Source organism: Pseudoalteromonas sp. A25, assembly GCF_009176705.1.
Lineage (GTDB): Bacteria > Pseudomonadota > Gammaproteobacteria > Enterobacterales > Alteromonadaceae > Pseudoalteromonas.
In genome coordinates this window covers 1,263,506-1,289,073 of sequence record NZ_AP021846.1, presented here as the reverse complement: position 1 = coordinate 1,289,073, position 25,568 = coordinate 1,263,506, and the positions used below count along the sequence as shown (strand labels likewise).

Genomic DNA, 25,568 nt, shown 5'->3' with positions numbered 1-25,568 from the left:
AGTTTATATGTGACTCAACTCATCCCACTCGTCATCACTGAGCAGCTTATTCAAATCAACCAAAATAAGCAGCTCACCTTCACGATTAGATACGCCTTGGATGAATTTTGCGCTCTCCTCAGTACCAATATTCGGCGCGCTGTCTATCTCAGAACTTCGCAGGTAAACTACTTCAGCAACACTATCAACTAAAATACCAATAACCTGCTTTTCAGCTTCAATTATAACGATACGAGAGTTATCGGTTACTTCCGAGCTGACCAACCCAAAGCGAGCACGCGTATCTATAACTGTTACAACGTTACCACGCAGATTGATTATTCCTAAAACATATGCGGGTGCGCCTGGAACGGGTGCAATTTCTGTATAACGCAATACCTCTTGTACCTGCATTACATTAATACCGTAAGTTTCATCCTCGAGTTTATAGGTCACCCATTGAAGAACTTCATCATTACTATCGGCATTTTTGTCTGCGGAAAGTAGTCTATCTTGGCTCATGGTTTAACTCCAAAAAGATCTTGTTTACTGCTCTCGACTATCGAGGCCTTGCTCAAGCAAGCGGTTTAAGTTTTCTACATCAATCAAAGCGCACATTTTTTCTTTTATTACGCCAGCTAGCCATGGTCTTTTACCATCACCTGTTCGCCATTTTACATCATCAGGCTGTAAAGTAATGTTATTTACCAAGTTTTCCGCCAACAATCCCCATGGGCTATCACCTAAAGTGATTAAATACTGATAATTGAGGCCAGCTTCCAATTCTGCAGTATACTTTTCAGGCATAACCCAACGAGCAGTATCAACAACGTTTAACTTTTCGTCGCGATTTAACATCACGCCTTTGAACCACTTTGGTTTGCCAAACAACTGGTTAACTTCACCAAGCTGATGAATACCACCCAGAGACTTTAAAGGTACTGCAAGCGTTAAACCAGCCACTTCAAAAAATAACGCTTGGAATTCATTTTCACCATAAGCTTCTTTCGCGCTAACTAATTGATTTAAAGCTTCGGCTGTTTCTTTGATAATAGTATTATTTTCTGTTATCTCAAGATTTTTTGTTTGTTCTTCAGGGATTTCCTGCTCTTCAACAAAGTCAGCTTTGACCTTTTCAGCCTCTTGGGTCTGCGCAACTTTTTTCGGCTCAGCTTGTTTTAATTCAGAAACATCAGACACCTGTTCTAGTAATTTGGCTACAGGCAGCAATGATTTATCTTCAGGCTCTTCCTCTGAAAGTAGCGCCCCAAGATACTGCTTCATTACTTTTTCATTAGCAAACAAATGTTTACTCATTTATACCTCTATTTGACCTGCAACAAATAATCTAGTAGTGCGCGATAAGCAAATACGCCCCTTGATTTAGGACAGTATTCTATAGGCACCTTTTGTGCCAAACTCGCGTCTCGAAACTTAGTGTCAACAGGGATTACACCTGGCCATACGTAATTTTTATAAGTCGTCAACAAAGTTTTATATGCTTCTAAAGATGCTTTGGTACGTTTATCGTACATTGTTGGTATTATGGTATATTGATATTTCTTCGATTGCGAACTTTGCATTAATTCCATCGTACGCATCATTCTATCCAACCCTTTTAGCGCCAAGAACTCTGTTTGCACGGGGATCAGAATTCTCTCACTCGCAGCCAGAGCATTAACCATGAGCACACCAAGCACAGGCGGGCAGTCTAATATTGCATAGTCATAATGTTCACTTATTTTTTCCAAAGCCTTCTTTAATACCAGCCCCATACCAGCTCGGTTTCCCAAGCTTCTATCTAATGTGGCAATTGCCATCGTTGCGGGCAAAATATCTAAATTATCAATGGTTGACGGGCAAAGTGCTTGCAAAATCTCTTCACCTTGCATTGCACTACCACGTGCAAAAATATCATAAACACTGATCTCTAATTCTTCAGAGTCAATGCCAAAATAATAGGTCAATGAAGCATGCGGGTCGGTATCGATAAGCAATACTCGTTTACCTTGTAGTGCTAATATCCCCCCTAAACTCACTGTCGTAGTGGTTTTCCCTACTCCGCCTTTTTGGTTTGCTACTGTCCAAATTTTCACGACCTAATGCTATCTCCAGATTATGAGCTTGTTGTTATTATTGTTTTTAGGCATTAAAGTGCTAATAGTTAACAACCTACCTCTTTAGTTATACGCACAGCTACATCAGGTAGCGCTATGTGCTCACTGGCTAAGCCTGCATTAGCAATTGCTTGAGGCATACCATAAACGACACATGTTTTTTCGTCTTGTGCCCAAATAGTTGCACCAGCTTGCTTAAGCATGCGAGCGCCATCTCGTCCATCGGCCCCCATACCAGTGAGTACAACAGCCAATACATCACCTTGATAAGCCTTTGCAGCACTGGCAAAAGTAACATCCACACTCGGCTTATAAGTGATACGCGGGCTGTCATCTTCAAAAACTTTGAGGGTGCCACGAGATTCAACCATCATTTGTTGTCCACCGGGAGCTAGATAGGCAACCCCTGCTTCGAGCCTGTCCCCCTGTTGTGCTTCTTTTACTCGTATTTTACAAAGGCTGTTTAAGCGACTGGCAAATGCAGGTGTAAATGCCGCAGGCATATGCTGAATCAGTAAAATGGGATATGGGAAATTTGCAGGTAACTGTGTCAAGATAGTTTGTAAAGCAACAGGCCCACCTGTTGAAGTACCAATTGCGACTAATTGATACTTTTTACCAGATGCCTTAGCAGTACTGCCAGAGGTACTTAACGCCCCTGCACGCTGAAAGGTTCTATCGGGTTGACTTATACTTGTTTTACTACCGGCAGCAGGTCTTGTCGATTGTCGAGTTGGCGCAATAGTTGAGAACCTTGACAATCTTCGACGACCGATTTCCTTTACTTTTGTCTGTAAAGACTTTATCGCGTCATCACTATTGCGAGCAATATCTTCAAACTTTTTAGGTAAAAAATCCAAAGCACCTGCATCGAGCGCATCTAGGGTGGCACTTGCCCCCTCTCTAGTTAAAGACGAAAACATCAATATTGGTGTTGGATTAGATGCCATTATCTGCTTTACCGCGCTAATACCATCTAGCACGGGCATTTCCACATCCATAGTGATCACGTCAGGCTTCAAAGATGCCGCTTTCTCCACAGCCTCTTTACCATTAACGGCAAAGTCGATTACTTTGATGTCACTATCCAATTCAAGAATTTCGCTGACTCTACGTCTAAAAAAGCTCGAATCATCTACAACTAATACTTTAACTGCCATTGGCACGCTCGTTTAAAATTCAGATCTAAAAAGTGGTGCGCAAGGCACCACTGTGTCTATCAGGCTAAAATTAATAACGTTATTTGCCCGCATAATACTTAAGCATATTAGGTACATCCAATATAAGGGCAATACCACCATCTGATGTAATGGTCGCACCAGCCATACCTGGTGTACCCTGTAGCAACGCATCAAGGGGCTTGATAACAACTTCTTCTTGACCAATTAATGAATCAACAACAAAACCAACTTGTTTAGTTCCAATTTGCACAATAACAACATGCCCTTCAGCTTTACGAGTACTTCTATCAGCGCCTTTAACCAGCCAATGCTCTAAATAGAATAGGGGTATCGCTTTTTCACGAACAATGATGGTTAATTGCCCATCAACAATGTTGGTTTTAGTTAAATCTAAATGGAAGATTTCGCTTACACCTGCCAAAGGCAGAGCAAATGTTTGTTGACCAACCACAACCATTAATGTCGGTAAGATAGCCAGTGTCAGTGGTACTTTAATCTCTAGTACAGTTCCCACACCCAGCTCAGACTGAATATTAATGGAACCATTAAGCTGAGTGATTTTTGTCTTCACAACATCCATGCCCACACCACGACCAGATATGTCTGAGATTTCCTCTTTAGTCGAAAATCCTGGTGCAAATATGAGGTTATAAGCTTCTGTATCTGACAGTCTACTAGCCTGATCAGAGTCAATTACACCTTTGTTTATCGCAATCTTCTTAAGTTTTTCAGGGTCCATACCTGCACCATCATCTCTGATAGTCAACAAGATATGATCGCCCTCTTGCGAGGCTGCTAATGTGACCGTACCTGTACGGATTTTTCCTGCAGCTTCACGTACATCTGGCATTTCTATACCATGATCAACAGAGTTTCGAACAAGGTGAACAAGCGGATCAGCAAGAGCCTCAACAAGATTCTTATCTAAATCTGTCTCTTCACCTTCCAAAACTAAGTTGATATCTTTTTTAAGGCTTCTTGCCAAATCTCTCACGACTCGAGGAAAACGACCAAAAACCTTCTTAATTGGCTGCATCCGGGTTTTCATTACTGCACCCTGCAAATCTGCCGTAACAACATCAAGATTTGATATTGCCTTACCCATTGCCTCACTGTTGGTGTTGTTGGCTAGGCTAACCAACCTGTTTCTAACTAATACTAACTCACCAACCATATTCATAATCTGATCAAGTCGTTTGGTATCCACTCGAACAGTTGTTTCAGCTTGAGGTGCAGGTGCCTTTTTCGCAGCTGGTGGAGCCGCTGCAGGCTCTGATACAGGCGTTTTGGATGCTGGCGCTGGTGATGGCGCTTTAGCAGCCGGAGGTGGCTTTGGCGCCTCAACTGGCTTTGCAGGCTGAGGAGATGCTGCTTGCTTTGGTTTATCTTGATTCGTTTCAACCGAACGAGGCGCACTGCCTTTTCCGTGTAACTCATCAAGCAAAGCTTCAAACTCGTCGTCATTAATTTCGTCATCGGAATCTGTCGAAGAGTTCGAAGCAGCTTCACTCGATGCCTGGGCAGGTGCTGGTGAGTCATCTTTCTTAATGGTACCAAAACTGCCTACACCATGAAGTTCATCAAGCAAGCTGTCAAATTCATCATCTGTGATATCACCATCACTTTGCGAATCGCTAGCTTGTGGTTCCTTTGCCGCCTTAGCTGGGCCGTTTCCAGTTCCATGTAGCTCATCTAACAAGCTTTCAAATTCATCTTCAGTTATTTCATCAATACCACCATCTTGCTCAGTACCATCACCCGCTGAATCAATATCAAACAAAACATCATCTGCATCAATCATTTCTGACTGGCTAGGGCTTTCTGATACCGGTACCTCTGGTTCAGCTACATCCGGTAAGTCTATGACTTCATCCTCTGACTGAGGTTTACTAAGCTGGTGTAATGTTTCAAGAAGAGCAGGATCTGCTGGCTCCGGTTGTTCACGGTTTTGAATATGGCCGAACATTTCATTGATAGTATCAAGCGATTGGAGAATAACATCCATCAGCTCTGAAGTGACTTTTCGCTGTCCTTGGCGTAATACATCAAAAACGTTTTCGGCACCATGACAGGCATCGACCAACTCAGTCATACTTAAAAAGCCAGCACCACCCTTTACAGTATGGAAACCTCTAAAAATTGCATTCAGTAGGTCTTTATCTTCAGGGTTATTTTCCAACTCAACAAGCTGCTCCGACAGCAGCTCTAGAATTTCCCCGGCTTCTACGAGAAAGTCTTGTAGGATATCTTCATCGACTTCAAAGCTCATGCATACTCTCCTATTAGAAGCCTAAACTTGATAGCAAATCATCAACTTCATCTTGACCAGACACAACATCATCTCGCTGATCTGCATCAATAATTGGACCTTCTGGCCCCGAGATTTCATTAACGTCAACATCAACATCATTTTGCGAACTAACATTGCTTTGAACTTGTTTGTTTTTGCTGGGTAGTTCGTCTGACGTGCCAAATACGGTCAACAAATTGATAAGGCTATCTTCAACTTCTCTAACCAGCTCGATCACTCGACGGATCACTTGCCCTGTTAAGTCTTGATAGTCTTGCGCCATCAACACGTTCGTCATCAAGCTTTGTAACTCATCTGTTCGCGTTTGAGACCCTTGCATAAACTTATCTAAATCATGACATAGAGATTTAAATTCACCTAGTTGGATATCACGTCTCATGAGACGATCCCAAGTTGGTTTTATGCTTGACAGGTCATCCGCTAACTGTTGGGCCAAAGGCAAGCTTGCCTCTACGGCATCCATCGTTTTATTTGCAGCGTTTTCTGTCATTTCCATGACATAATTTAAACGTTGCTTTGCATCAGGAAGGGCTTCAGTCGTCAAATCAGCAAGACGCGTATCGAGTTCAAAGTTTTTCAAAGATTCATGCAGCTGTCGTGTTAACTTACCGACCTCTGCAAACAACTCTGATTGCTCTTTGTTCGCAGCTTCTAAAATTAATTGATCTGCTTTTTCTTGTTCGCCTTGTTCTAAATAAGCAACAAGCTGTTTCGCCTGTTCAAGGCTGATCTGCGGCACAGAAGGCGTTGACATTAGCCTCTCCTTCTTAGTTCTTAGCCTAAACGTTCAAACACTTTTTCTAACTTAGTTTTTAGTGTTCCTGCAGTAAAAGGTTTGACGATATAACCGTTAACCCCAGCTTGCGCTGCTGCTACAATTTGCTCTTTCTTGGCTTCCGCTGTCACCATTAACACTGGGATGTGCTTAAGGTTTTCATCCGCCCTAATTGCTCTGAGCAAATCTATACCTTGCATGCCAGGCATATTCCAATCAGTGACCACAAAATCAAACTCTTGATTTTGTAGCATTGGAAGCGCAGTACTACCATCGTCAGCTTCTTGTACATTGGTAAAGCCTAAATCTCTAAGCAGGTTTTTGATTATTCTCCTCATTGTAGAAAAATCATCAACCACGAGAATTTTCATGTTTTTATCCAAAACATCCTCCAGTGAGGTTTGAACCTATTATTTTTACTCTAATTGACCCAGTCATTGATTTTAGCTCTTAGCCTTATCATTGCCTGCCCATGAATTTGGCTAACACGAGATTCACTTACATCTAGTATTTGCCCGATTTCTTTTAAATTCATTTCATCGTTGTAATAAAGCGACAACACTAGGGCGTCTCTTTCTGGCAAAGATTTTATCGCTGCCACTAACGATTCGTTAAAGCGTTCATTTTTAACGTTATTAAATGGTTTGTCTAGCGATAAATCATTGTCTGCAGGCGAAATGACATCTTCATCTACACCTAAATCTTCTATACCTATGACTTTACTGCAATTAACATCACTAAGAATATGATGGTACTCATCTAGCGTAATATCAAGTTTTTCAGCAATTTCAGTGTCTTTTGGTTCTCTATTAAGGATAGACTCAAGCTCTGCAATGGCTTCGGCAACCATTCTGCTTTTGCGGTGCACTGAGCGGGGAGCCCAGTCTCCTCTGCGAATTTCATCCAACATTGCACCGCGTATCCGGATACCCGCAAATGTTTCAAAACTAGCACCTTTCGAGGCATCAAAATTCTTTGTCGCTTCGATTAGCCCGATCATGCCAGACTGTACCAAATCATCTAGTTGAATATTGGCAGGTAAACGCGCCAATAAATGACACGCCACTTTTTTGACAAGTGATGCATGACGTTCCACCACTTTGTGTATATTATCAGATGTCTGATACCCCATGGCTTTACTCACCGATGATGCCATAATTAACCATTGACAAGTTGTTCAATAAAAAACTCTAAATGACCCGAGGGTTGATGTGGGATAGGCCATTTTACGGCTTTGCTTGCAAGGCCTCTAAAAGCCACCGCTGCTGGTGAGTTAGGAAATAACTCAACAATTGTTTTCTGACGTCTTGAAGACTTTCGCATGTTTTCATCAAACGGTATTGTTGCGACAAGCTCAAGCGCTACATCTAAAAACCTATCCGTCACCTTTGAGAGCTTAGCAAACAATTCTTGTCCTTCGCGTAAACTGCGCACCATATTGGCAACAATTTTAAATTTATAAACCCCGTGCTCTCTACTAAGCACTTTGATTAATGCATAGGCATCAGTAATGGAGGTTGGCTCATCACAAACCACAACAACCACATCTTGGGCGGCACGAGAAAAACTAAGTACCATATCTGAGATGCCCGCAGCGGTGTCTACAATCAGTATGTCAAATTCGGTATTGAGTTCACTGAACGCTCTAATCAATCCTGCGTGCTCAGCTGGTGTTAGCTCAACCATGCTTTGCGAACCAGACGTAGCTGGAACAATTTTGATTCCAGCTGGGCCTTCCACTAAAATTTCATCTAATTCACACTCACCTGAAAGCACATGTGAAAGGTTTTTCTCAACCCTAAGGCCCAACATAACATCACAATTAGCCAAACCCAAATCGGCATCGAGTACCAACACGCGGTTTCCCTGCTGGCCAAGTGCTATTGCGGTGTTCAAAGACACATTGGTTTTGCCAACTCCACCTTTTCCACCTGTTACCGCGATAACTTTAACACCGTGATTACTATTTTGACTCATTTTACGCAGGCCACTTGCTTGATCTAATACTGTATTAATCATACATTCCTACTGTCTGAGACGCTACTGCTACAGGTCTCGAATGTTGTGCTTTTATTCTTTTTAAATACAATTGCTCAGCTTTTTTGACTAACTTTTGAGCATTTGCAACGCGAATATCCTCAGGAACTCGCTGACCATTGGTAAGATACCCTATTGGCAAGCGATTTTGAATCGCTATGCTAATAATCTCACCTAAACTTAGACATTCATCAAGTTTAGTAAAGATACATCCACTTAAATTTACCTTTTGGAAGTGGCGTACAGTTTCTTGCAACACATGCATTTGCGATGTTGCACTTAATACAAGGTAACTGCGAATATCAACCCGAGTACTTCTCATCAAAGTATTTAATTGCTCAGTTAAACGCAAATCTCTTTGGCTCATACCAGCTGTATCTATTAATATTAGTCGTTTATTACGTAAGTGATACAAAACTTCTGCAAGTTCGTTCGCATCTTTAACCTGTTTAACAGGGCACCCTATGATCCGACCATAAGTAGATAGCTGTTCATATGCGCCAATACGGTAGGTATCCGTTGTGATCAAGGCCACTTTATCAGCGCCAAATTTTTGAGCACCTAATGCTGCAAGCTTGGCAACGGTCGTCGTTTTTCCAACACCCGTTGGGCCAACGAACGCGTATACACCACCCTGACGAAGGATATCGTTATTAGTAGTGTGCATTTGATTAATAACCATGTTCAATAGCGCATTCCATGCTTCTTTTCTAGATACATCATCAGGAATAAAACAAGCCATTTGCTGCGCAACTTCTGGGTCAATACCCATGCCTTGTAATCGGTCAATTAAACACGCTCGTGTTGGATCGCGGCGTGCCATTTCCTGCTTCATCAAACCTGATACTTGGTGCTCTAACAGTTGGCGAATCGCGTTCATTTCTTCACGCATAGACACCATCTCATTAGTTTCATCAGCACCATGATGCATTTCATCTCCAAATCCAGATTCAAGCTCATCTTCAAATTGCCAATCTGACTCCATACGAGGTTGCTCATGGCGCGCACCATGCTGTTTATTCATGTTAGGTGAAAACTTAGGGGTTGATTGCTCGCGATGATTATCGCTAGCTGATGCTTGCTGACGCTGTTTGAATACGTGATCTGTATCTATACCAGATTGTGAGAACATTGAAGCCAGCTGGGGAGAGCGTGGACGAGGAGCCTGACGCTCAAGTAATGCTTCTAAGCTATCGGCTACCTGAGCTTGAGGCTCAGGACGCGCTGTTTGGGGTTGAGGGCGAACAAAGCGTGCAGCTGTCGAGTTAGGCTTAGACTGCGGCTCTGGCTGCTCTGACATAGTAGGTTTAGGTGTTGCTGGCGCACGGTCATTATCAATTGCAGCAACAATTTCTACGCCATCAGCCAACTTTTTATTTGACATAATAACCGCATCAACACCCAGTTCTTCTTTCACTTCTTTAAGTGCAGTGCGCATATCTTTGGCAAAAAAACGTTTAATTTTCATGTTACAACCCCTTAAATCCTATTACTGTCCAACTGAGCTCACAATCTTAATTTGTCTTTCATCTGGCACTTCTTGATATGACATCACGCGAAGGCCGGGGATCGTATGTTTAACAAATCTTGAAAGCACACTTCTTAACATACCTGAGGTTAATAAAATGGAAGGATCTCCAAGCATTTCTTGCGTTTGATGAGCTTCTCTTAATGAACTTTGAAGTCGCTCTGCAAGACCTGGTTCGATACCAGCCCCTTCATCACCTGCGTTCTGAAGTGACTGATGCAACATCTGTTCCAACTCAGGCGCCAATGTTATGACAGGGATTTCATCTGCGTTGCCCACAGCATCTTGAACTATTAATCTGCGTAGTGAAATTCTTACTGCAGCCGTTAATACATCAGGGTCTTGGCTACGTGGCCCATATTCAACAAGAGTCTGAACAATGGAGCGCATATCACGAATTGCCACACCTTCATTTAGTAAGTTTTGTAATACTTTTACTACCGTAGTAAGCGGTAAAACATCTGGCACCAACCCTTCAACTAGGCGTGGGTGGCTCTTAGCTAACATATCTAGTAAGTTTTGTACTTCTTCATGACCAAGTAAAAGTGATGCATTATTCGTTAATAGCTGACTGATATGTGTTGCAACCACAGTAGCCGCATCAACAACCGTATAACCTAACGAGTGCGCTTCATCTTTTTGCTCTGGTTTTATCCATACCGCATCTAAACCAAAAGCAGGGTCTTTTGTTTCTATTCCTTTGATAGGACCAAATACTTGCCCTGGATTAATAGCAAGCTCATCGCCATGCTTTAGCTCCCCCTCACCCGAACCAACACCCATCAAAGTAATGTTATAGGCATTTGGGTCTAGCTCTAAATTGTCACGAATGTGTACCGGTGGAATCAAAAAGCCAAGTTCTTGGGATAACTTCTTACGCACCCCTTTGATACGACTAAGTAGCTCGCCACCTTGAGATTGGTCCACTAAAGGTATTAATCGATAACCCACTTCCAAACCAATCACATCCACTGGCTGGACATCATCCCATCCAAGTTCTTTTTGCTCTTGCTTGCTCGCAACATCAACGCCTTTATTACTTTGATCTGCCGTACTTTCAGCAGCTTCTTTCTTCTGTTTTTGAGTGAAATAAGCGAGATAACCAAGCAATGCGCCTAAACTTAAAAATGCAATATGGGGCATACCTGGTACAACTCCCATAACAATCAAGATCCCTGAAGCAATAAATAACGACTTTTCATTACCTAGCTGCGTTTTAAATTGGTCTCCCATGTTGTGAGACTCATTTTGACGCGTAACAACAATCGCAGTACCAATGGATAAAAGTAGCGAAGGAAGCTGAGCAACTAAACCATCACCAATAGTTAGTAAGGTATATACTTCCATCGCTCTGCTGAACGACAAATCATGTTGGATCATACCAACAAATAAACCACCAATGATATTGATGGCTAAAATCACAATACCAGCGATTGCATCGCCCTTAACAAACTTACTGGCACCATCCATTGAACCGTAAAAATCAGCTTCTCTGGTAACTTCCTCACGGCGCGCTCTAGCGTCTTCAGCACTAATAAAGCCTGCATTCAAATCTGCATCTATTGCCATTTGCTTACCGGGCATCGCATCTAACGTAAAACGTGCTGATACTTCTGAAATACGCCCAGCACCCTTAGTAATTACTACAAAATTGATAATAATGAGAATTAAGAAAACCACTAAACCAACAGCATAGTTACCACCAATAACTACCGAGCCAAATGCCTCGATAACTTTACCCGCAGCATCTCCACCATTATGCCCTTCTAAGAGCACCACTCGGGTACTTGCTACGTTCAAAGCAAGACGCATAATAGTTGCAATAAGTAATACAGCTGGAAACATGCCAAACTCTAGCGGTTTCATGGTGTAAACAGTCACCAAAAGAACAACTAATGCCAGAGCAATGTTAAAAGAGAATAGAATGTCTAACAGAAAAGGAGGTAACGGTAAAATAACCATACCTAACGCTGCAAGAACCAGTACCGGCGTACCTACCCCTTTAGCATATTCTTTTTTGTCTCTGTTTAATTGCGATAAAAACGCTTTAAATTCCATAACTTAACAACTGCAAAATATTGACACTATCCTCAAAATGCAAGTTATGAGCCAAAAATCATCGTCTAATGCTTTAAATTATCGGGAATAGGAAGATCTTTATTTAGAGAGGTTGGCCTGCGCCCACGCCCTTTTTTAAATCGTTTAAGCTGAAAAACGTAAGCCAGCACTTGCGCAACCGCAGTAAACAATTGATCAGGAATTTGCTCTCCGACCTCAGTGGTGTGATATAAGGAACGAGTTAAAGCGGGTGATTCTACAATTGGCACTTCATTACCAATCGCAACTTTACGAATTTGCATAGCAAGTTCATCTACACCTTTGGCTATAACCATAGGTGCTCCCGCCTTTTCGGTATCATACTTCAGTGCGACTGAATAGTGAGTAGGGTTCGTAACTACCACATCCGCATCAGGCACATCTTGCATCATTCGCCGTTGTGACATTTCTCTTTGCGTTCGGCGGATCCGAGCTTTAATTTGCGGATCACCCTCTGAATTTTTGTATTCATCTTTTACTTCTTGCAAAGTCATTTTTAACTGTTTGTGATGATTGTAGCTTTGATAAGGCGCATCGATAGCAGAGATAATAATCATGGTGCAACTCAACCCCAAAAACATCCAAGCTAAAATTTCAAGAGCATGAACCACACTGTTAGGTATTGACTCGATACTTAAATGCAGTATTTCATAAAAAAAAGTATTGATCAGGAAAATAGCAAACCCAGCAACAAGGATAAATTTGAGCATGGACTTTAAAAGTTCAATGGCAGCTTGAGGCCCAAGCATGCGCTTTAGCCCTTTCAAAGGCGACATCTTGCTCGCCTTTGGTGCAGCGGCTTGCCAGCTAAAATTAAATCCACCGAGCAATGTATTGCCGATGATCCCAGCCAGTGCAATGATCAACACAAACATAGAAAATGGAAATAACAATTCCGCAAACACAATGTCCCACACTGAAAACATCTTGGTGGTGTCATAGGTTTCATTGCGGTTTAATGTCAACATACGGCCCATAATGTTATACAACCCTTTTCCGAGGGCAGGACCATAAAGTAACAGAGCAATCGCTGAAAAAATCAATACAAAGGTTGTACCCAGTTCTTTAGACCGGGCTATTTGACCTTTTTTACGCGCCTCACTGATTTTTTTCTGCGTGGGCTCCTCGGTGCGTTCTTGACCTGAATCTTCTGCCATACTCTATACCGTGCACCCGATTAAGTTACACATGAGTTCCGTCATCTTTAACCATTGGAATTCAAACTGAACAATAAAATTGCCAAGCGTTGCCCAAATAATAGCTAAACCTGCTATCAACGTAAAAGCAAAGCCCACCGAGAAAATGTTCATTTGTGGAGATGCCCTTGTCATAATACCGAATGAGATATTAATCACCAACATTGCTGTTAAAGGCGCTAGAGATAACGCTAAAGCAGTAGAAAACATCCAGCCTCCCCAGTTGACAATTTGCCAATAATTATCAACAACCCACCATTGGCCATTAATTGGAAATGTCTCAAAGCTAAAAACGATCATCTGTAACATCATTAAATGACCGTTAAAAACAAAAAATAGCAAAGTAGATAAGATAAGGTAAAACTGACCTATTGCAGGAACGCTGAGGCCATTCGCTGGGTCAACAACAGACGCAAAACCCAAACCTGTTTGCATTGCTAAGATTTGGCCCGCAATAATGAACGTATTCAACAGTAGTAACGAGGCAAAGCCAATTGAAACGCCAATGATCATTTGCTGGATCACGACCAACACCATCTCAAACGAAAACAGTGCTGTAAACTCCGCTTTGGGCAGCGCCGGCATAACAGCCAAGGTGATAACCACTGACAACGCCATTTTGACTCGGGCTGGCACTGTTTTTGCTCCAAGACCCGCCATCACCATCAGCATCGAACTGATGCGCACTAAAGGTAGCAACAAATCACTTAGCCACTGAATGACAATAGCGAGAGGAAACTCCATACCTAGCCTGCGATTTCGGGTATGCGCATGACAATACCAGTAAAAAAGTCCATAAGTACTTGTGTAAACCAATGACCGCCAACGATAAGCGCAAGAATTGTAATGATAAGACGAGGCAAAAAGCTCAACGTTTGTTCGTTGATGGATGTTGCGGCTTGGAAAACAGCGACAACTAAACCAACCATTAACCCTGGCAGTACTATCGCAGCCACTAATTTTATTACGATAAATAAAGAGTCACTGAGAATATCGACAAATACCTCTGGCTCCATACTACACCCCTAATCCAAAGCTTCTAGCGAGTGTGCCCATAACCAGTCCCCAACCATCAACCAATACAAACAACATGATCTTAAACGGTAACGATACAATCATTGGCGATAGCATCATCATACCCATCGCCATAAGCACACTTGCTACAACTAAATCAACAATCAAGAATGGGATAAAAAACATAAAACCAATGATAAAAGCGGTTTGCAATTCACTGGTGACAAATGCTGGAATAATAACGATAAAAGGAGTGTCTTGCGGTGTATCTAGTTTATCGTAACCAGCAATCTTTGCGAATGTTTCTAAATCCTTAATTCGCGTTTGTGACAACATAAACGTTTTCAAGGGCTCTTTAGCTTCCTGCAATGCTTGGATTGACGTTAATTGCTCATTTAAATAAGGCTGTACAGCTTTGTCATTTATTTGACTAAATATCGGGGCCATAATAAAAAAAGTCATAAACAAAGACATACCTAACAAAATTTGATTTGACGGTGTTTGTTGCAGTCCTATCGCTTGCCTTAAAATCGCTAGGACAACAATGACACGCGTAAAAGAAGTCATCATTATCACTGCAGCTGGTATAAAACTCAGCGCGGTCATAATTGCAAGGACTTGCAATGTCACTGAATACTCTTGAGAGCCGTCTGGGTTCGTTGTCACACTCAAGGCCTCGATACCTTCAGCACTTGCATACGGGAAAAACCCAAAACCAATCAGCAATACTAGTAATCTAATCATGAACATTATTCTTTTTATTTTGTTTGCCTAAATACCGACTCAACTCTTTTGCAAATGCGGGCATCTGGGCCTGCTCCAGCGGCAGTTCGAGTTGATACAGATAATTTATACTGTGAGGAGTTACGCCAAGCAGGTGTTGCTTGTTATCTATCTCTATAACCATTAGACGTTCTTTGGTACCTAGAGGAAGACTCCTTATCACTTTAAAGTCTTCGTTATTACCAATGTTAGGGTTAAACTTTTTCACTAGAATAGCCAACCCAATAACCAGTAAAACAACCAGCATCAATGATAACCCAACCGACAGCAATTCTGAGCTTAGCCCTACCGCTTGCTGTTTTGCGAGCACTGGCTGTGCGACAAACAAGCACAGCCCTATTAATAACTTTTTCATCGTAGTTTTTTTATGCGCTCGACTTGGCTAATCACATCAGTTAAGCGAATACCAAATTTGTCGTTTACCACAACAACTTCACCGTGCGCAATCAAAGTACCATTAACTAACACATCTAACGGTTCCCCTGCGACACGATCTAACTCTACAACAGAGCCCTGATTTAGCTGTAACAAGTTACGAATATTAATTTTAGAACGACCAACTTCCATTGATATGGTGACCGGTATATCCAAAATCGTATCGAGTTTACGTTTTTCGTCGGGCGACAAGTTAGCAGTAGAATCTTTTAGTTCATCTAACTCTGCTACTTCTGGCTCACCACCTGATGTATCGGACTCTTCAGCTTCGGCCAATGCTGCTGCCCATTCATCCATTGTATCTTGATCATCGCTCATACTATCAAAACCTTAATATAATCAATCTTTACCAATCTAAGTCTACACCTTCAGACAGATGTAAGTCTTCTTCTAATTCTGCCAGTTCAGCATCTGAATCGAGTTTTTTGCCACCTTTGGTGAACACGTGAAGCTCAGACTTAACAGACTCTGGGCGCTTAATCTTCTCACTAATTTGTAAAGCAACATTATCCCTTGAACGTCCCATTTTAGCTCTAAAGGTAGGCAGTTCTTCAACAAACACGGTAATGTATTCAGGCATTTCAACTGGGATAACATCACCTGCTTTTAACTCCATAATTTGAGCAAGCGTTAAGTCGATTTCCAACAACTGTGTTGATAGCTCTACTTCTACATCCATGATCTCATCGCGCAGCGCCTTACTCCATCGCAAGTCAGTGTCTTCGGTATCTGATTGAACCCCTGCATCAAGCAATTCTCTGATAGGCTCTAACATTGAATATGGCAACGAAATATGAAAATCGCCCCCGCCGCCATCTAACTCAATATGGAAGGAGCTAATAACTACAACCTCTGTTGGACTTACAATATTCGCCATTGCAGGGTTAACTTCAGAATCGAGGTACTCAAATGATACGTCCATCACTGGCGCCCAAGCTTCTTTGTAGTCTTCAAAAATGATTTTTAGTAGCATTTGAACGATACGTCGCTCAGTCGGGGTAAACTCTCGACCTTCGATTTTGGCGTGATATCGACCATCGCCACCAAAAAAGTTATCCACAAGTATAAAAACTAGCCGAGCTTCCATGGTGATCAGACCTGTTCCCTTTAGCGGTCTAAAGCGCACCATATTCAAACTGGTGGGTACAAACAACGTGTGAATGTACTCTCCAAATTTCAACATCTGAACACCGTTTATAGATACTTCAGCTGTTCGGCGCATCATGTTAAACAAGCTTATCCGCATATGTCGGGCGAATCGCTCATTAACAATTTCCAAGGTCGGCATGCGACCACGAACGATACGGTCTTGTGAAGAAAAGTCATATTGCAGTGCGTTAGAATCCCCTTCATCACCGTCACTTATCTCTTCTTCTTCGACTTCATCAACACCGTGTAATAGCGCATCAATTTCATCTTGGGATAATAAATCACTCACTTAAGACCTCACTGCATTACAAAGCCGACGAACAGCACTCGCTCAATAACTTTACTGCCTTCAACCCCTTCCATGGCTTGTTGGACTTTATCAACGGCTGACAAGCGCAATGTTTCTTTACCTGCACTAGTACTAAGCTCATCCGCAGTCGTGGTAGAAAATACACTCAATAATGTACCCTCTATTAGAGGGATATGCTTTTTAGCAATCTCTTCATTGACATCTCCCCTAACCAACAACTGCACTTTAATTTGCACTATTCGATCTCGACTGGCTCCGGGAACATTAAACACAAAAGGCCTAGGCATTGCGACATACAGTGCGCTACCAGTTTTTGCTGATGAACTCGATGACTGTATAACCTCGGTCGCGGTTTCTTCTTCTGCCAATGTTTCAACCGGAGTGTCATCAGAAGATGTCAAAAACAATACCCCAGCAACCACCAGTGCAACGGCTACTACTGCAGCAATAATAATAATCTTCTTTTTATTACCACCTGCTTCTTCAATTTCTAAATCGGTTTCTTCTGCCATGTTAATCCTTGTTTAAGCGACAAGCTTAGAGCCTATTTCTATATAATAGCAGTAGTTAGGCGTAATAATCTATTGAAGAGCCATCGTTTAAATCAGGTCGTGTTGCTTGCTGAGCATTTTGCTCATCTTGCGCTTGACTAGCCATATTAGATTTAGCTCCATCGTGCGTATCAGAGTCAAACCCCTGATCACCTTGAGAACTATCACCCTGCTCAATATTACTCTGTCCCAGTTCAATACCTTGTTCAGCGAGCATTTCTTTCAATTTAGGCATAGATTGCTCTAGTAAATCTTTTGCTTGTTGATTTTGCACAACAAAGTTGACTTGAGCCTGCTCTGCATCTGTTCGAATACGTATTTGCATCGCGCCAAGCTCCCTAGGATCTAGGCGGATCTCTGCTTCTTGATTATTCAAATTAAGCATCATGGATACTTTTTCTTGCAATACCTTAGCTGCATCATTTCTGGCGATATTGACTGTTTGCAATACTTGCCCATCAACTTGCACTTTTTGCGTAGTTGATTGGCTCTGCTGGTGTTGAATGTTCTGCGGGGCTTCCTCTAACTGACGCACATATTGAGCAAACTCACTCATTTGAGGTTGAACCAAATTTGCATTGGGTTGCGCAGTGGCTATCGCTTTAAATATTTGCTCTACCTGAGGTGTCGGCATCGTTTGTGTCAAACTGGTGATAGAACTTGTCATATCCTGCTTGCCATGCCCCCCTGCGTTTTTAACAGCATCACCCACTTGTTCAGATTTTGAGTTCAACTTCATATCATTTTTGCGACTGTCTTTATCGACTTTAGTGCTGTTGTAAGCAACTGGTTTGCTTTGCAAATCAGATGCTGCGGCAATAACATTTTCAGTATTTGATAATGGCTTACCTAGTAAAGTTTGCTTTTGCTCTATCGCCTTTAGTTGCTCCAGCGCTTGTTCTATTTTAGGTGTCGTATTACCTTCATCCACCAATTGTTGTAGCCCCTGTTGTAGCGCCCCACGTTCTGAAGGAGTTAGTGCCATTAATTTTTGCTGTAATGTACTTACCTTGTTAAGCTCTTCACTTGTCGTTACTTTAAGGTTTTCTTCTACTACCGAAGTGTTACCCTGTGTCGTTTGAGGGGAAGTGGGCTTAACAAGCTCGCTTATTTGCTTGGCCAGTTCATTCGGTTTACTGATTACCTCTGGATTGCGCTGCTCGGTAATCACTTTTTGATTTTGCAAAAGTGAATTTTCACGAGTGTTTCCTTTTGGCTCATTTAAGTTTCCCCACTCTGAATTGAGCTGTGGCTTTGATTGACCTGGATCAGCCAGACGCTCTTTAGCATCTGTATACTTGCCGCCCTCACCTTTAAGCACATCCACTTTGTCTTGTTGAACAGTTTGAGCCGCGGTTTTTTCTTCTTTTGTTAGTGACTCTTTGTTCGCTTTAACAACGTTCTCATCATTATTGATATCGCTTTTTGCTTCAACACGAGCCTGAGCCGATACAGAATCAATGTTTGATTGATTTGTCTTTACAGTATTTTGCTCAGTTTTATCGTTTACGGTAGTTTCCTGCTTATAACTCTTTTTATTTAACGATTCTAATGCGCTGATATATGATTTCTGCTGCTCAGTAGAATCTGTTTGTGCGTGCACTGTAACACTGGTTTTTTGCTGGTTTGATGCATTAATTTGGGCCAGTAAATCATCTGCAGCTTTAGGGCTAGAAGTTGAGGGCTTTTCGTTATTCTCATTGCTTTGCTGACTCGTATCAACATTTACGTCAGACTCACGCGCCTTATTGGATTGATTGTTTAGAATCGCTCCGTTATCCCGCTGTTGAGCAGACAAATAGGTATCTGACTCAGCTTTTTTTGTCGCAACACTCGCCTCAGACGAACTTTGTTCTGCATTATTAACACCTGCTTGTGCTAACTGTTGTACTGCGTAGTCAGCATTTGAAGATACTTGTTTTTTATCTGCGATGTCAGTATCTGATTGTGCTTGTTTTTCCCTTGAGGTATCAGCATCTAAAAGTGCCTGTTTTTGCTTGGAACTCTGCGCATCAATGAGCGCTGATTCTTCATCTAGATTGGCTTTTTCCTCAAGCTCTTGTAAGGCTTTTAAGAAACTACTTGGCTCATCTGATAAGCTCTCATTTTGAGCACTCATTAAGTCAAAAGTACTCGCATCACTGCTAGAAACTTTCATATTGTTAAACGTTACATTAAGCATATAGATACCTACCAAAGCGGCAATTTTGAACCGCAATTACATCACTCTAAAATTAACAGCAAAAATCAAGCCAGATTAATAAATCAAGCGCGTCGGCGCATAAATTGGTTTGTAGCAAATTCATCTAACATTTTTTGCTCCGCTCTATCTAAACGCTTTTGGAGTTCAATTTCTTTCTTTTCAATCAGCTTAGCGATTGCTTTAGCCTTAACTTGCTGGGCAAGCCAAAGCTTTTTGCGTTGCTCAACGACTTGTTTAGCGGTGTTGACTGTACGTGCTTGCTGCGCAATTGCATCTTCAATTTTTTTAATGAAAGAATGGTACTGACTAAACCCACTACTGGATAAGCCTTGTTTTGCTTTGATGTGCAGCTGTTGGCTGTATTCAAGGTGAAAGTTATTCAGACCAGATAACTTTTGCTGATTGTCATTAAGGTGATGTTGAGCCTGCATGTAGTTTACACGCAAAGACTCCTCTTTTTCAGACTCTAGCTTGTATAACAAATCAAGTTTATTTCTAGCCATTATTCTTGTCCTAATAATTGAGCAAGCTCTTGCAGGCACTGATCATAGTTCAGTACTTCCTTCATGCCTTGTTGAAGAAAAGCGTTAATCGAAGGCATCATATTAATAGCTTGATCTAGCATAGGGTCACTGCCTTTTTGGTAGGCACCTAAAGTGATCATATCTTTGTTTTGCTGATACATCGCATAGACTTGCTTAAGCACTCTGGCCTGTTGTAAGTGTCGCTCAGAGATAACTTGTGGCATGACTCGACTAATTGATTTTTCGATATCAATCGCAGGATAGTGCCCGCTATCTGCCAAGTCTCGAGAAAGAACAATATGCCCATCGAGGATCGCGCGAGCTGAATCAGCAATTGGATCTTGCATATCATCCCCTTCGCTTAAAACAGTAAAAAAAGCCGTAATAGACCCCTGTCCCTCCCCCCCATTACCAGCTCGCTCAACCAAAGCAGGAAGTTTAGCAAATACCGAGGGTGGGTATCCCTTAGTAGCTGGAGGCTCGCCCACGGCAAGTGCTATCTCACGCTGCGCCATGGCATAGCGCGTCACAGAGTCTAGTAATAACAGCACATTAAGGCCTTGATCTCGAAAGTATTCAGCGATAGTGACAGCACTTTCACAGCCCTTCAGTCGCATCAATGGTGAAGCATCAGCTGGGGCGGCCACTACAACAGATCGTTTACGCCCCTCTGCACCAAGAATTTCATCAATAAACTCTTTCACTTCTCTTCCACGCTCACCAACTAAGCCGACAACAATTACATCTGCTTCGCTGCCTCGCGTCATCATGCCAAGTAGTACTGATTTACCCACGCCACTGCCAGCAAATAACCCCATTCGCTGACCTTGCCCGACAGTGATTACAGAGTTTATCGCCCTAACTCCAACATCAAGCGGCTGATTTATTGGTCTTCTAGCTAAAGGATTAATGGTATTTTGCGCAAACTTTAGCGTATGTTCTGCGTTAATTGGTCCCAGCCCATCTAATGGCCTTCCTAGACCATCGACCACTCGGCCCAATAAGCTCATGCCAACAGGCAAACCCGTTTCTTTCATTTGTGGGATAACTCGTGCACCAGGCAGTACACCAGAAATATGATCGTTAGGCATTAAATATAGCGTGTCGTCATTAAAGCCAACCACTTCGGCGTCTACCAGTCCTCTGATGGTTTCAATTTGACATTGACTCCCAACTGGCGCGCTAAGACCTTTGGCTTCAAGCGTTAAACCAACAACCCGTGTAAGGCTGCCGGCAACAGGGACTGAAAACTCATTGATATGTTTTTTATATTGCGACAAACGTTCTGCTAACGGACTTTCAACACTCATTGTGCAGCCAAATTTTACGACTCGATACCACTGTTATGCAAAAAATCGTCCAATATTTCTTTCATGCGTGTTTTTAGGGTCATATCAATAGAAGATTGAGATGTTTTTACCTCAACACTGCCTCTATCTAGTGTTGGCTCTGGCAATAGGTGCCAATGCTGAGAACTGAGCTGCTGTTCACCATACGCTTCTTTGACGACCTCTAAATCGTTGGGGTGTAGGTGAATTTTTACTGTTTGCTCTGCTATTGGCAGTGCATCCATTGCTTTTTTCAAAGCTAACAGAACAAGGTTTTGGTCTTGCTCAACTTCTCGAAATATCACCGCTTGCGCCAATAAATTGGCAAGTTGTATTAGCTGCTTTTCACATTGCTCATCAACCAAACGCAATGGCTCATGTAATTCATTGATAATTAACGTTAAAGATTGTAACTTTTCTTCGATTAAAGGCTTCGCTTCATCATGTCCTTGCTGCTTACCTATCTCGATACCTTCTTTATAGCCTGCCTCTTTACCCTCAGACACCCCTTTATCAAAACCATCAATGTAGCCTTGTTCATGTCCTTGTTTAATGCCCTCATCGTATGCATCTTGGCGGATCTGCTCCAACTCTTCGATTGTCAACGTTGGAAATTCAGGTTCTTGCGTTTCTGGCTCTTGGTGTCTTTTCTCAGGTTTCTGATACAGCTCTTCTAGCGGCTTACCAAAGGCCGTTGAACGTCCAGAATATTTTCGAGGATCCTCTGCAACGTCAGGAATAGGCCAGTTCTTGAGCAATTCATCAAGCGCTTCACCTTCAACCGGGCGGCCTTTATAAAGTTTGGTATTGCTCATAGATTACAAGAACTCCTCACCGCCACCACCACCGAGCATTATTTCACCAGAGTCAGCAAGACGACGCGCTGTCGATAAAATTTCTTTTTGTGCGGCTTCTACTTCACTAATGCGAACTGGTGGCATGGCTTCTAAATCATCGGCAAGCATTTCAGCGGCACGTTTTGACATATTACCCAAGATTTTATCTTTAAGTGCATCATCAGTACCTTTAATCGCCTTCATTAATACATCTTGCTGTACTTCACGCAAGATAGCTTGAATACCCCTATCGTCAACATCCAATAAATTCTCGAATACAAACATAAGATCTTGAATCTGTTGCGACATCTCTTCATCGTGCTCACGAATTGAATCCATAAGCTGACCTTCGACATTGGTATCTAAATAGTTCATAATATCTGCAGCAGCTTTTAAGCCACCCATCTTCGCCGCCTGTGCACCTGCTTGCCCAGCAAACTGCTTCTCCATTATCTCATTCAGTTCTTGCAATGCTGCAGGTTGCACTTCTTCTAGGTTGGCAATACGCATCGTTAGATCAAGTCTGACTTTTTCTGGGAACTGAGACAATATTTCTGCTGATTGCTCAGGCTCTAAATAAGACAAAACAATGGTTTGAATTTGCGGGTGTTCATTACGAATTATGTTGGCTACCTGCTTCGAGTCCATCCATTTCAGTGAGTCTAGGCCTTTAGCACCCGACCCCATAACAATCTGATCAATAAGACTTGCTGCTTTATCCTCGCCAAGAGCTGCTGTTAGGGCCTTTTTAATAAAGTCTTCAGACTGGAACCCAATTGTACTAAAGCTTTGTATTTGTTCAATAAACAAATTATGAACCGCGCTAATTTTAGCCTGTGATAAATCATCTAATGCGGCCATAGCCATACCGACGCGCTGTACTTGTTTGGGCTCTAAATGTTTTAATATCTGCGCAGCATCTTCTTCAGACAAACTGAGTAATAGGATGGCGGCCTTATCGACGCCATCCAATTTATTTACGTCGTATGCGGCGGGTAATTGTTTTTGTTCTTCATCAGTCATCTTCAGTTAACCACGCTTTCACTACTTGTGATGATAATTCAGGTTCATTAGCCACTAATGCTCGAACTGCTTTGAGTAAGTCTTCGTCGCCATGTAAGTCAGGCAATTGTAAAGTACCATCCGATGAGAAGCCAACGGCTGATGAATCAAATTCATGACTTAACATATCTAATGTGCTATCCCCTAAGTCAACTCCCGCAGTCAATGAATCTTCATCGAACTCTTCAAGCGTATCGTCTGGGTAAATTAAGCGTTTTAGCATCGGCCTAACAACCGCTAAGATAAGTACAATGATCACTAACGCACCCAATGCCAAACGCGTTGTCTTCATGAACCAATCTTGTTCCCAAAGCGGCACTTCTGTAACTTCAGCTAAATCTTCACGCACAAACGGCACTGTTACAACTTCTAGTGCGTCCCCGCGTTGCATATCAAAGCCAACACCACCTTGCAATAAACGTCGAATATTCGCTAGTTCCTCTTGTGTGCGAGGTTGTAGTGTCATATTGCCTTCAGCATCAGCTTTAGGAAGATAATCCACGGCTACTGAGACGCTGATGCGACGGATAACCCCTGTTTGCTGACGCTTATGACTAATTGTAGTGTCTAATTCATAATTTCGCGTTGCTTCTTTTTGCGAACGACTTGGTGCAGATCCGCTACCTGCGCTGCCATTACCGGCAATTTCGGGAATATTTGAATTCGTAGGTGGCTGGTTCGTTAAAGCACCAGGAATGCCAACGGCAAGTCCACCTATATTACTTTCTTCAAATGTTGTTTCACTACGAACAGCAGGCAAATCAGGGTTATAACGCTTTTGCGTTTCTTCGACGGCACTAAAGTCCATCGTTAAATCGACCTGTGCGGTAAACTTGCCTAAGCCAACTACGGGGATCAAAATACTATCAATCTTCTCTAGATATTCCTGTTCTCTCTTACGCTCAATTTCATATTCTTTTCTTGAGCGAGCGGCTAGTGAATCCTGAGATCCCGAATTTAGTAAACGCCCATTTTGGTCCGTAACTGTTACGCGTGAAGGCTCTAATCCTTGCACTGCGGATGCGATAATATCAACGATTGAGTCAACTTCTTCGCCATCTAGCGTTCTACCGCGCTTGATTGTTAACACGACGGTAGCTGAGGGCTTCTTCTCGCGACGTGCAAATACATTTTCTTTCGGAATGGCTAACAACACTTTTGCGCGACTAACGTCATCAAGCTCTTCAATCGTGCGCGCTAATTGTTGCTCTCTGCTGTGTTTTAGACGTTCTCGCTCTAATCTTTGACTCACACCAAAGCCCATATCCTGCATTAAAATGTCAGTACCAGAGCTCGGGGCTTGCGAAAAGCCATCTCGCGCCATTTGTAATTTAATGGTTTGATAATCACTTTCTGCCACCATGATGGTGTTACCATCAAGTTCATAGTCAATTTTTTGAGCGTCTAAAAAGTCTAATGTTTGTACTAACTCATCAGTAGGATATTGCCCTAGTGGACGCAAGTCAGGCTGGCGTGCCCAAATGATGATAAATACAGCTATTGCTAAACAAATCGCTAAGGCAATTACTAAAGTAACTTGGCGTAGCATATCAACGCCACTTAGCGCACTCAGATAACCTGATTTTTGCTCTTGCTGTTCATCAGCTTGGCCACCTGATGCGCCATCTGATAAAGCCAGTTCTGTTGATTGATTCGTTGCCACAGTTACTCTCCACTACCTAAGCTTAAACAGGCATGCTCATGATTTCTTTATAAGACTCAACAAGTTTATTTCTTACTTGTACCGTCGCTTCAAACGCCACTGACGATTTTTGAGAAGCAATCATCACTTCAGCCAGCGATACATTGCGATCTCCCATTTCTAGAGCCGTTACTTTTGATTTTGCCTCTTTTTGCAAGCCATTAACAGTGTTGATGGCATCAGAAAGCATTTCTCCAAATTGAGCCGATGAATTTGCAGACGACTGCACCGGCAAACTCTCTTGCGGTTTATTGCGCGTCGCTTCCAGCGCTAGTGATTGCATTTCTTGGTATAAAGCATTGGGTTGAATGTTCATTGTGCTCACCCTTTTTACTAAAGATATCTTAACAAAAGCACAATGCATGCCAACTTTAAACCATTATAAAACAACAGGTTAGAGTGGATTTAAGTGTCGTATTTTTGACAAGAATAAGCCAGTATTAAACTGGC

General features: G+C 42.3%; 26 protein-coding genes. All 26 read right to left on the bottom strand.

Features of this window, described 5'->3' with window-relative positions; all coding sequences use genetic code 11:
• Positions 1-3: 3 nt before the first annotated feature.
• The 26 genes from GDK41_RS05785 to fliE all read right to left on the bottom strand — a co-directional run bounded on the left by GDK41_RS05785 (position 4) and on the right by fliE (position 25,434).
• The gene (locus GDK41_RS05785; protein ID WP_152085515.1) at positions 4-501 is read right to left on the bottom strand and encodes a chemotaxis protein CheW; all 498 of its coding nucleotides are present in this window, start codon (positions 499-501) and stop codon (positions 4-6) included.
• Positions 502-525: 24 nt separating this feature from the next.
• Entirely contained in the window at positions 526-1,296 is a 771-nt protein-coding gene (locus tag GDK41_RS05780) for a chemotaxis protein CheW (RefSeq protein WP_152085514.1), read from the bottom strand.
• An 8-nt stretch (positions 1,297-1,304) separates the two neighbouring features.
• Positions 1,305-2,075, bottom strand: coding sequence for a ParA family protein (locus GDK41_RS05775; protein WP_152085513.1), 771 nt, complete (start codon positions 2,073-2,075; stop codon positions 1,305-1,307).
• A gap of 68 nt (positions 2,076-2,143) precedes the next feature.
• Positions 2,144-3,256 (bottom strand): protein-glutamate methylesterase/protein-glutamine glutaminase, encoded by a 1,113-nt coding sequence (locus tag GDK41_RS05770; RefSeq protein WP_152085512.1) that lies wholly within the window; start codon positions 3,254-3,256, stop codon positions 2,144-2,146.
• Between the two features lie 79 nt (positions 3,257-3,335).
• Positions 3,336-5,546, bottom strand: coding sequence for a chemotaxis protein CheA (locus GDK41_RS05765; protein WP_152085511.1), 2,211 nt, complete (start codon positions 5,544-5,546; stop codon positions 3,336-3,338).
• 13 nt (positions 5,547-5,559) lie between these two features.
• A complete protein-coding gene (locus GDK41_RS05760) occupies positions 5,560-6,342 on the bottom strand; it encodes a protein phosphatase CheZ (protein ID WP_152085510.1) in 783 nt (260 codons plus the stop codon).
• Positions 6,343-6,362: 20 nt separating this feature from the next.
• Positions 6,363-6,746 carry a chemotaxis response regulator CheY gene (gene cheY, locus GDK41_RS05755; protein ID WP_070991394.1) on the bottom strand — a complete coding sequence of 128 codons (384 nt, stop codon included), beginning with the start codon at positions 6,744-6,746 and terminating at the stop codon, positions 6,363-6,365.
• A 38-nt stretch (positions 6,747-6,784) separates the two neighbouring features.
• Positions 6,785-7,495, bottom strand: coding sequence for an RNA polymerase sigma factor FliA (locus GDK41_RS05750; RefSeq protein ID WP_152087520.1), 711 nt, complete (start codon positions 7,493-7,495; stop codon positions 6,785-6,787).
• A gap of 26 nt (positions 7,496-7,521) precedes the next feature.
• Complete coding sequence (locus tag GDK41_RS05745) at positions 7,522-8,382, bottom strand: MinD/ParA family ATP-binding protein (protein WP_152085509.1); 861 nt, start codon at positions 8,380-8,382, stop codon at positions 7,522-7,524.
• Positions 8,375-9,868 (bottom strand): flagellar biosynthesis protein FlhF, encoded by a 1,494-nt coding sequence (flhF, locus tag GDK41_RS05740; protein ID WP_152085508.1) that lies wholly within the window; start codon positions 9,866-9,868, stop codon positions 8,375-8,377. The genes GDK41_RS05745 and flhF overlap by 8 nt, the downstream gene beginning before the upstream one ends.
• A 21-nt stretch (positions 9,869-9,889) precedes the next feature.
• The gene (flhA, locus tag GDK41_RS05735) at positions 9,890-11,986 is read right to left on the bottom strand and encodes a flagellar biosynthesis protein FlhA (RefSeq protein WP_152085507.1); all 2,097 of its coding nucleotides are present in this window, start codon (positions 11,984-11,986) and stop codon (positions 9,890-9,892) included.
• Between the two features lie 65 nt (positions 11,987-12,051).
• A complete protein-coding gene (flhB, locus tag GDK41_RS05730; RefSeq protein WP_152085506.1) occupies positions 12,052-13,182 on the bottom strand; it encodes a flagellar biosynthesis protein FlhB in 1,131 nt (376 codons plus the stop codon).
• Positions 13,183-13,185: 3 nt separating this feature from the next.
• Positions 13,186-13,965 (bottom strand): flagellar biosynthetic protein FliR, encoded by a 780-nt coding sequence (gene fliR / locus GDK41_RS05725; protein WP_152085505.1) that lies wholly within the window; start codon positions 13,963-13,965, stop codon positions 13,186-13,188.
• Between the two features lie 2 nt (positions 13,966-13,967).
• Positions 13,968-14,237, bottom strand: coding sequence for a flagellar biosynthesis protein FliQ (fliQ, locus tag GDK41_RS05720; protein ID WP_152085504.1), 270 nt, complete (start codon positions 14,235-14,237; stop codon positions 13,968-13,970).
• Between the two features lies 1 nt (position 14,238).
• Positions 14,239-14,979: a flagellar type III secretion system pore protein FliP gene (gene fliP, locus GDK41_RS05715; RefSeq protein ID WP_152085503.1), complete on the bottom strand. Its 741-nt coding sequence runs from the start codon at positions 14,977-14,979 to the stop codon at positions 14,239-14,241.
• The gene (fliO, locus tag GDK41_RS05710; RefSeq protein ID WP_152085502.1) at positions 14,972-15,373 is read right to left on the bottom strand and encodes a flagellar biosynthetic protein FliO; all 402 of its coding nucleotides are present in this window, start codon (positions 15,371-15,373) and stop codon (positions 14,972-14,974) included. Before fliO ends, fliP begins: the two co-directional genes overlap by 8 nt.
• Positions 15,370-15,771, bottom strand: a complete 402-nt coding sequence (fliN, locus tag GDK41_RS05705; RefSeq protein ID WP_152085501.1) for a flagellar motor switch protein FliN — start codon at positions 15,769-15,771, stop codon at positions 15,370-15,372. The genes fliO and fliN overlap by 4 nt, the downstream gene beginning before the upstream one ends.
• Positions 15,772-15,799: 28 nt before the next feature.
• On the bottom strand, positions 15,800-16,891 hold the full coding sequence (fliM, locus tag GDK41_RS05700; RefSeq protein ID WP_152085500.1) for a flagellar motor switch protein FliM: 1,092 nt from the start codon (positions 16,889-16,891) through the stop codon (positions 15,800-15,802).
• 8 nt (positions 16,892-16,899) lie between these two features.
• Positions 16,900-17,424, bottom strand: a complete 525-nt coding sequence (gene fliL / locus GDK41_RS05695) for a flagellar basal body-associated protein FliL (RefSeq protein WP_152085499.1) — start codon at positions 17,422-17,424, stop codon at positions 16,900-16,902.
• A gap of 55 nt (positions 17,425-17,479) precedes the next feature.
• The gene (locus GDK41_RS05690; protein WP_152085498.1) at positions 17,480-19,645 is read right to left on the bottom strand and encodes a flagellar hook-length control protein FliK; all 2,166 of its coding nucleotides are present in this window, start codon (positions 19,643-19,645) and stop codon (positions 17,480-17,482) included.
• Between the two features lie 83 nt (positions 19,646-19,728).
• The gene (gene fliJ / locus GDK41_RS05685; protein WP_152085497.1) at positions 19,729-20,169 is read right to left on the bottom strand and encodes a flagellar export protein FliJ; all 441 of its coding nucleotides are present in this window, start codon (positions 20,167-20,169) and stop codon (positions 19,729-19,731) included.
• Positions 20,169-21,500, bottom strand: a complete 1,332-nt coding sequence (gene fliI, locus GDK41_RS05680; protein ID WP_152085496.1) for a flagellar protein export ATPase FliI — start codon at positions 21,498-21,500, stop codon at positions 20,169-20,171. Before fliI ends, fliJ begins: the two co-directional genes overlap by 1 nt.
• 14 nt (positions 21,501-21,514) lie before the next feature.
• Positions 21,515-22,333, bottom strand: coding sequence for a flagellar assembly protein FliH (gene fliH, locus GDK41_RS05675; RefSeq protein ID WP_152085495.1), 819 nt, complete (start codon positions 22,331-22,333; stop codon positions 21,515-21,517).
• A 3-nt stretch (positions 22,334-22,336) separates the two neighbouring features.
• Positions 22,337-23,377: a flagellar motor switch protein FliG gene (gene fliG / locus GDK41_RS05670; protein ID WP_152085494.1), complete on the bottom strand. Its 1,041-nt coding sequence runs from the start codon at positions 23,375-23,377 to the stop codon at positions 22,337-22,339.
• Positions 23,370-25,079 (bottom strand): flagellar basal-body MS-ring/collar protein FliF, encoded by a 1,710-nt coding sequence (gene fliF, locus GDK41_RS05665; protein WP_152085493.1) that lies wholly within the window; start codon positions 25,077-25,079, stop codon positions 23,370-23,372. The genes fliG and fliF overlap by 8 nt, the downstream gene beginning before the upstream one ends.
• Before the next feature lie 22 nt (positions 25,080-25,101).
• Positions 25,102-25,434: a flagellar hook-basal body complex protein FliE gene (gene fliE, locus GDK41_RS05660; protein WP_152085492.1), complete on the bottom strand. Its 333-nt coding sequence runs from the start codon at positions 25,432-25,434 to the stop codon at positions 25,102-25,104.
• Positions 25,435-25,568 lie beyond the last annotated feature (134 nt).

Excerpts from the sequence above, each read along its gene's own strand:
- GDK41_RS05760 (WP_152085510.1), bottom strand. The coding sequence starts at position 6,342 with ATGTCAACGCCTTCTGTGCCGCAGATCAGCCTTGAACAGGCGAAACAG.
- fliI (WP_152085496.1), bottom strand. The coding sequence starts at position 21,500 with ATGAGTGTTGAAAGTCCGTTAGCAGAACGTTTGTCGCAATATAAAAAA.
- fliR (WP_152085505.1), bottom strand. The coding sequence starts at position 13,965 with ATGGAGTTTCCTCTCGCTATTGTCATTCAGTGGCTAAGTGATTTGTTG.
- flhA (WP_152085507.1), bottom strand. The coding sequence starts at position 11,986 with ATGGAATTTAAAGCGTTTTTATCGCAATTAAACAGAGACAAAAAAGAA.
- fliH (WP_152085495.1), bottom strand. The coding sequence starts at position 22,333 with ATGAGCAATACCAAACTTTATAAAGGCCGCCCGGTTGAAGGTGAAGCG.
- fliG (WP_152085494.1), bottom strand. The coding sequence starts at position 23,377 with ATGACTGATGAAGAACAAAAACAATTACCCGCCGCATACGACGTAAAT.
- fliE (WP_152085492.1), bottom strand. The coding sequence starts at position 25,434 with ATGAACATTCAACCCAATGCTTTATACCAAGAAATGCAATCACTAGCG.
- GDK41_RS05750 (WP_152087520.1), bottom strand. The coding sequence starts at position 7,495 with ATGGGGTATCAGACATCTGATAATATACACAAAGTGGTGGAACGTCAT.
- fliQ (WP_152085504.1), bottom strand. The coding sequence starts at position 14,237 with ATGGAGCCAGAGGTATTTGTCGATATTCTCAGTGACTCTTTATTTATC.
- flhF (WP_152085508.1), bottom strand. The coding sequence starts at position 9,868 with ATGAAAATTAAACGTTTTTTTGCCAAAGATATGCGCACTGCACTTAAA.
- GDK41_RS05770 (WP_152085512.1), bottom strand. The coding sequence starts at position 3,256 with ATGGCAGTTAAAGTATTAGTTGTAGATGATTCGAGCTTTTTTAGACGT.
- GDK41_RS05765 (WP_152085511.1), bottom strand. The coding sequence starts at position 5,546 with ATGAGCTTTGAAGTCGATGAAGATATCCTACAAGACTTTCTCGTAGAA.
- fliN (WP_152085501.1), bottom strand. The coding sequence starts at position 15,771 with ATGAGCGATGATCAAGATACAATGGATGAATGGGCAGCAGCATTGGCC.
- fliO (WP_152085502.1), bottom strand. The coding sequence starts at position 15,373 with ATGAAAAAGTTATTAATAGGGCTGTGCTTGTTTGTCGCACAGCCAGTG.
- fliL (WP_152085499.1), bottom strand. The coding sequence starts at position 17,424 with ATGGCAGAAGAAACCGATTTAGAAATTGAAGAAGCAGGTGGTAATAAA.
- flhB (WP_152085506.1), bottom strand. The coding sequence starts at position 13,182 with ATGGCAGAAGATTCAGGTCAAGAACGCACCGAGGAGCCCACGCAGAAA.
- GDK41_RS05785 (WP_152085515.1), bottom strand. The coding sequence starts at position 501 with ATGAGCCAAGATAGACTACTTTCCGCAGACAAAAATGCCGATAGTAAT.
- GDK41_RS05690 (WP_152085498.1), bottom strand. The coding sequence starts at position 19,645 with ATGCTTAATGTAACGTTTAACAATATGAAAGTTTCTAGCAGTGATGCG.
- GDK41_RS05780 (WP_152085514.1), bottom strand. The coding sequence starts at position 1,296 with ATGAGTAAACATTTGTTTGCTAATGAAAAAGTAATGAAGCAGTATCTT.
- GDK41_RS05745 (WP_152085509.1), bottom strand. The coding sequence starts at position 8,382 with ATGATTAATACAGTATTAGATCAAGCAAGTGGCCTGCGTAAAATGAGT.
- fliP (WP_152085503.1), bottom strand. The coding sequence starts at position 14,979 with ATGATTAGATTACTAGTATTGCTGATTGGTTTTGGGTTTTTCCCGTAT.
- fliJ (WP_152085497.1), bottom strand. The coding sequence starts at position 20,169 with ATGGCTAGAAATAAACTTGATTTGTTATACAAGCTAGAGTCTGAAAAA.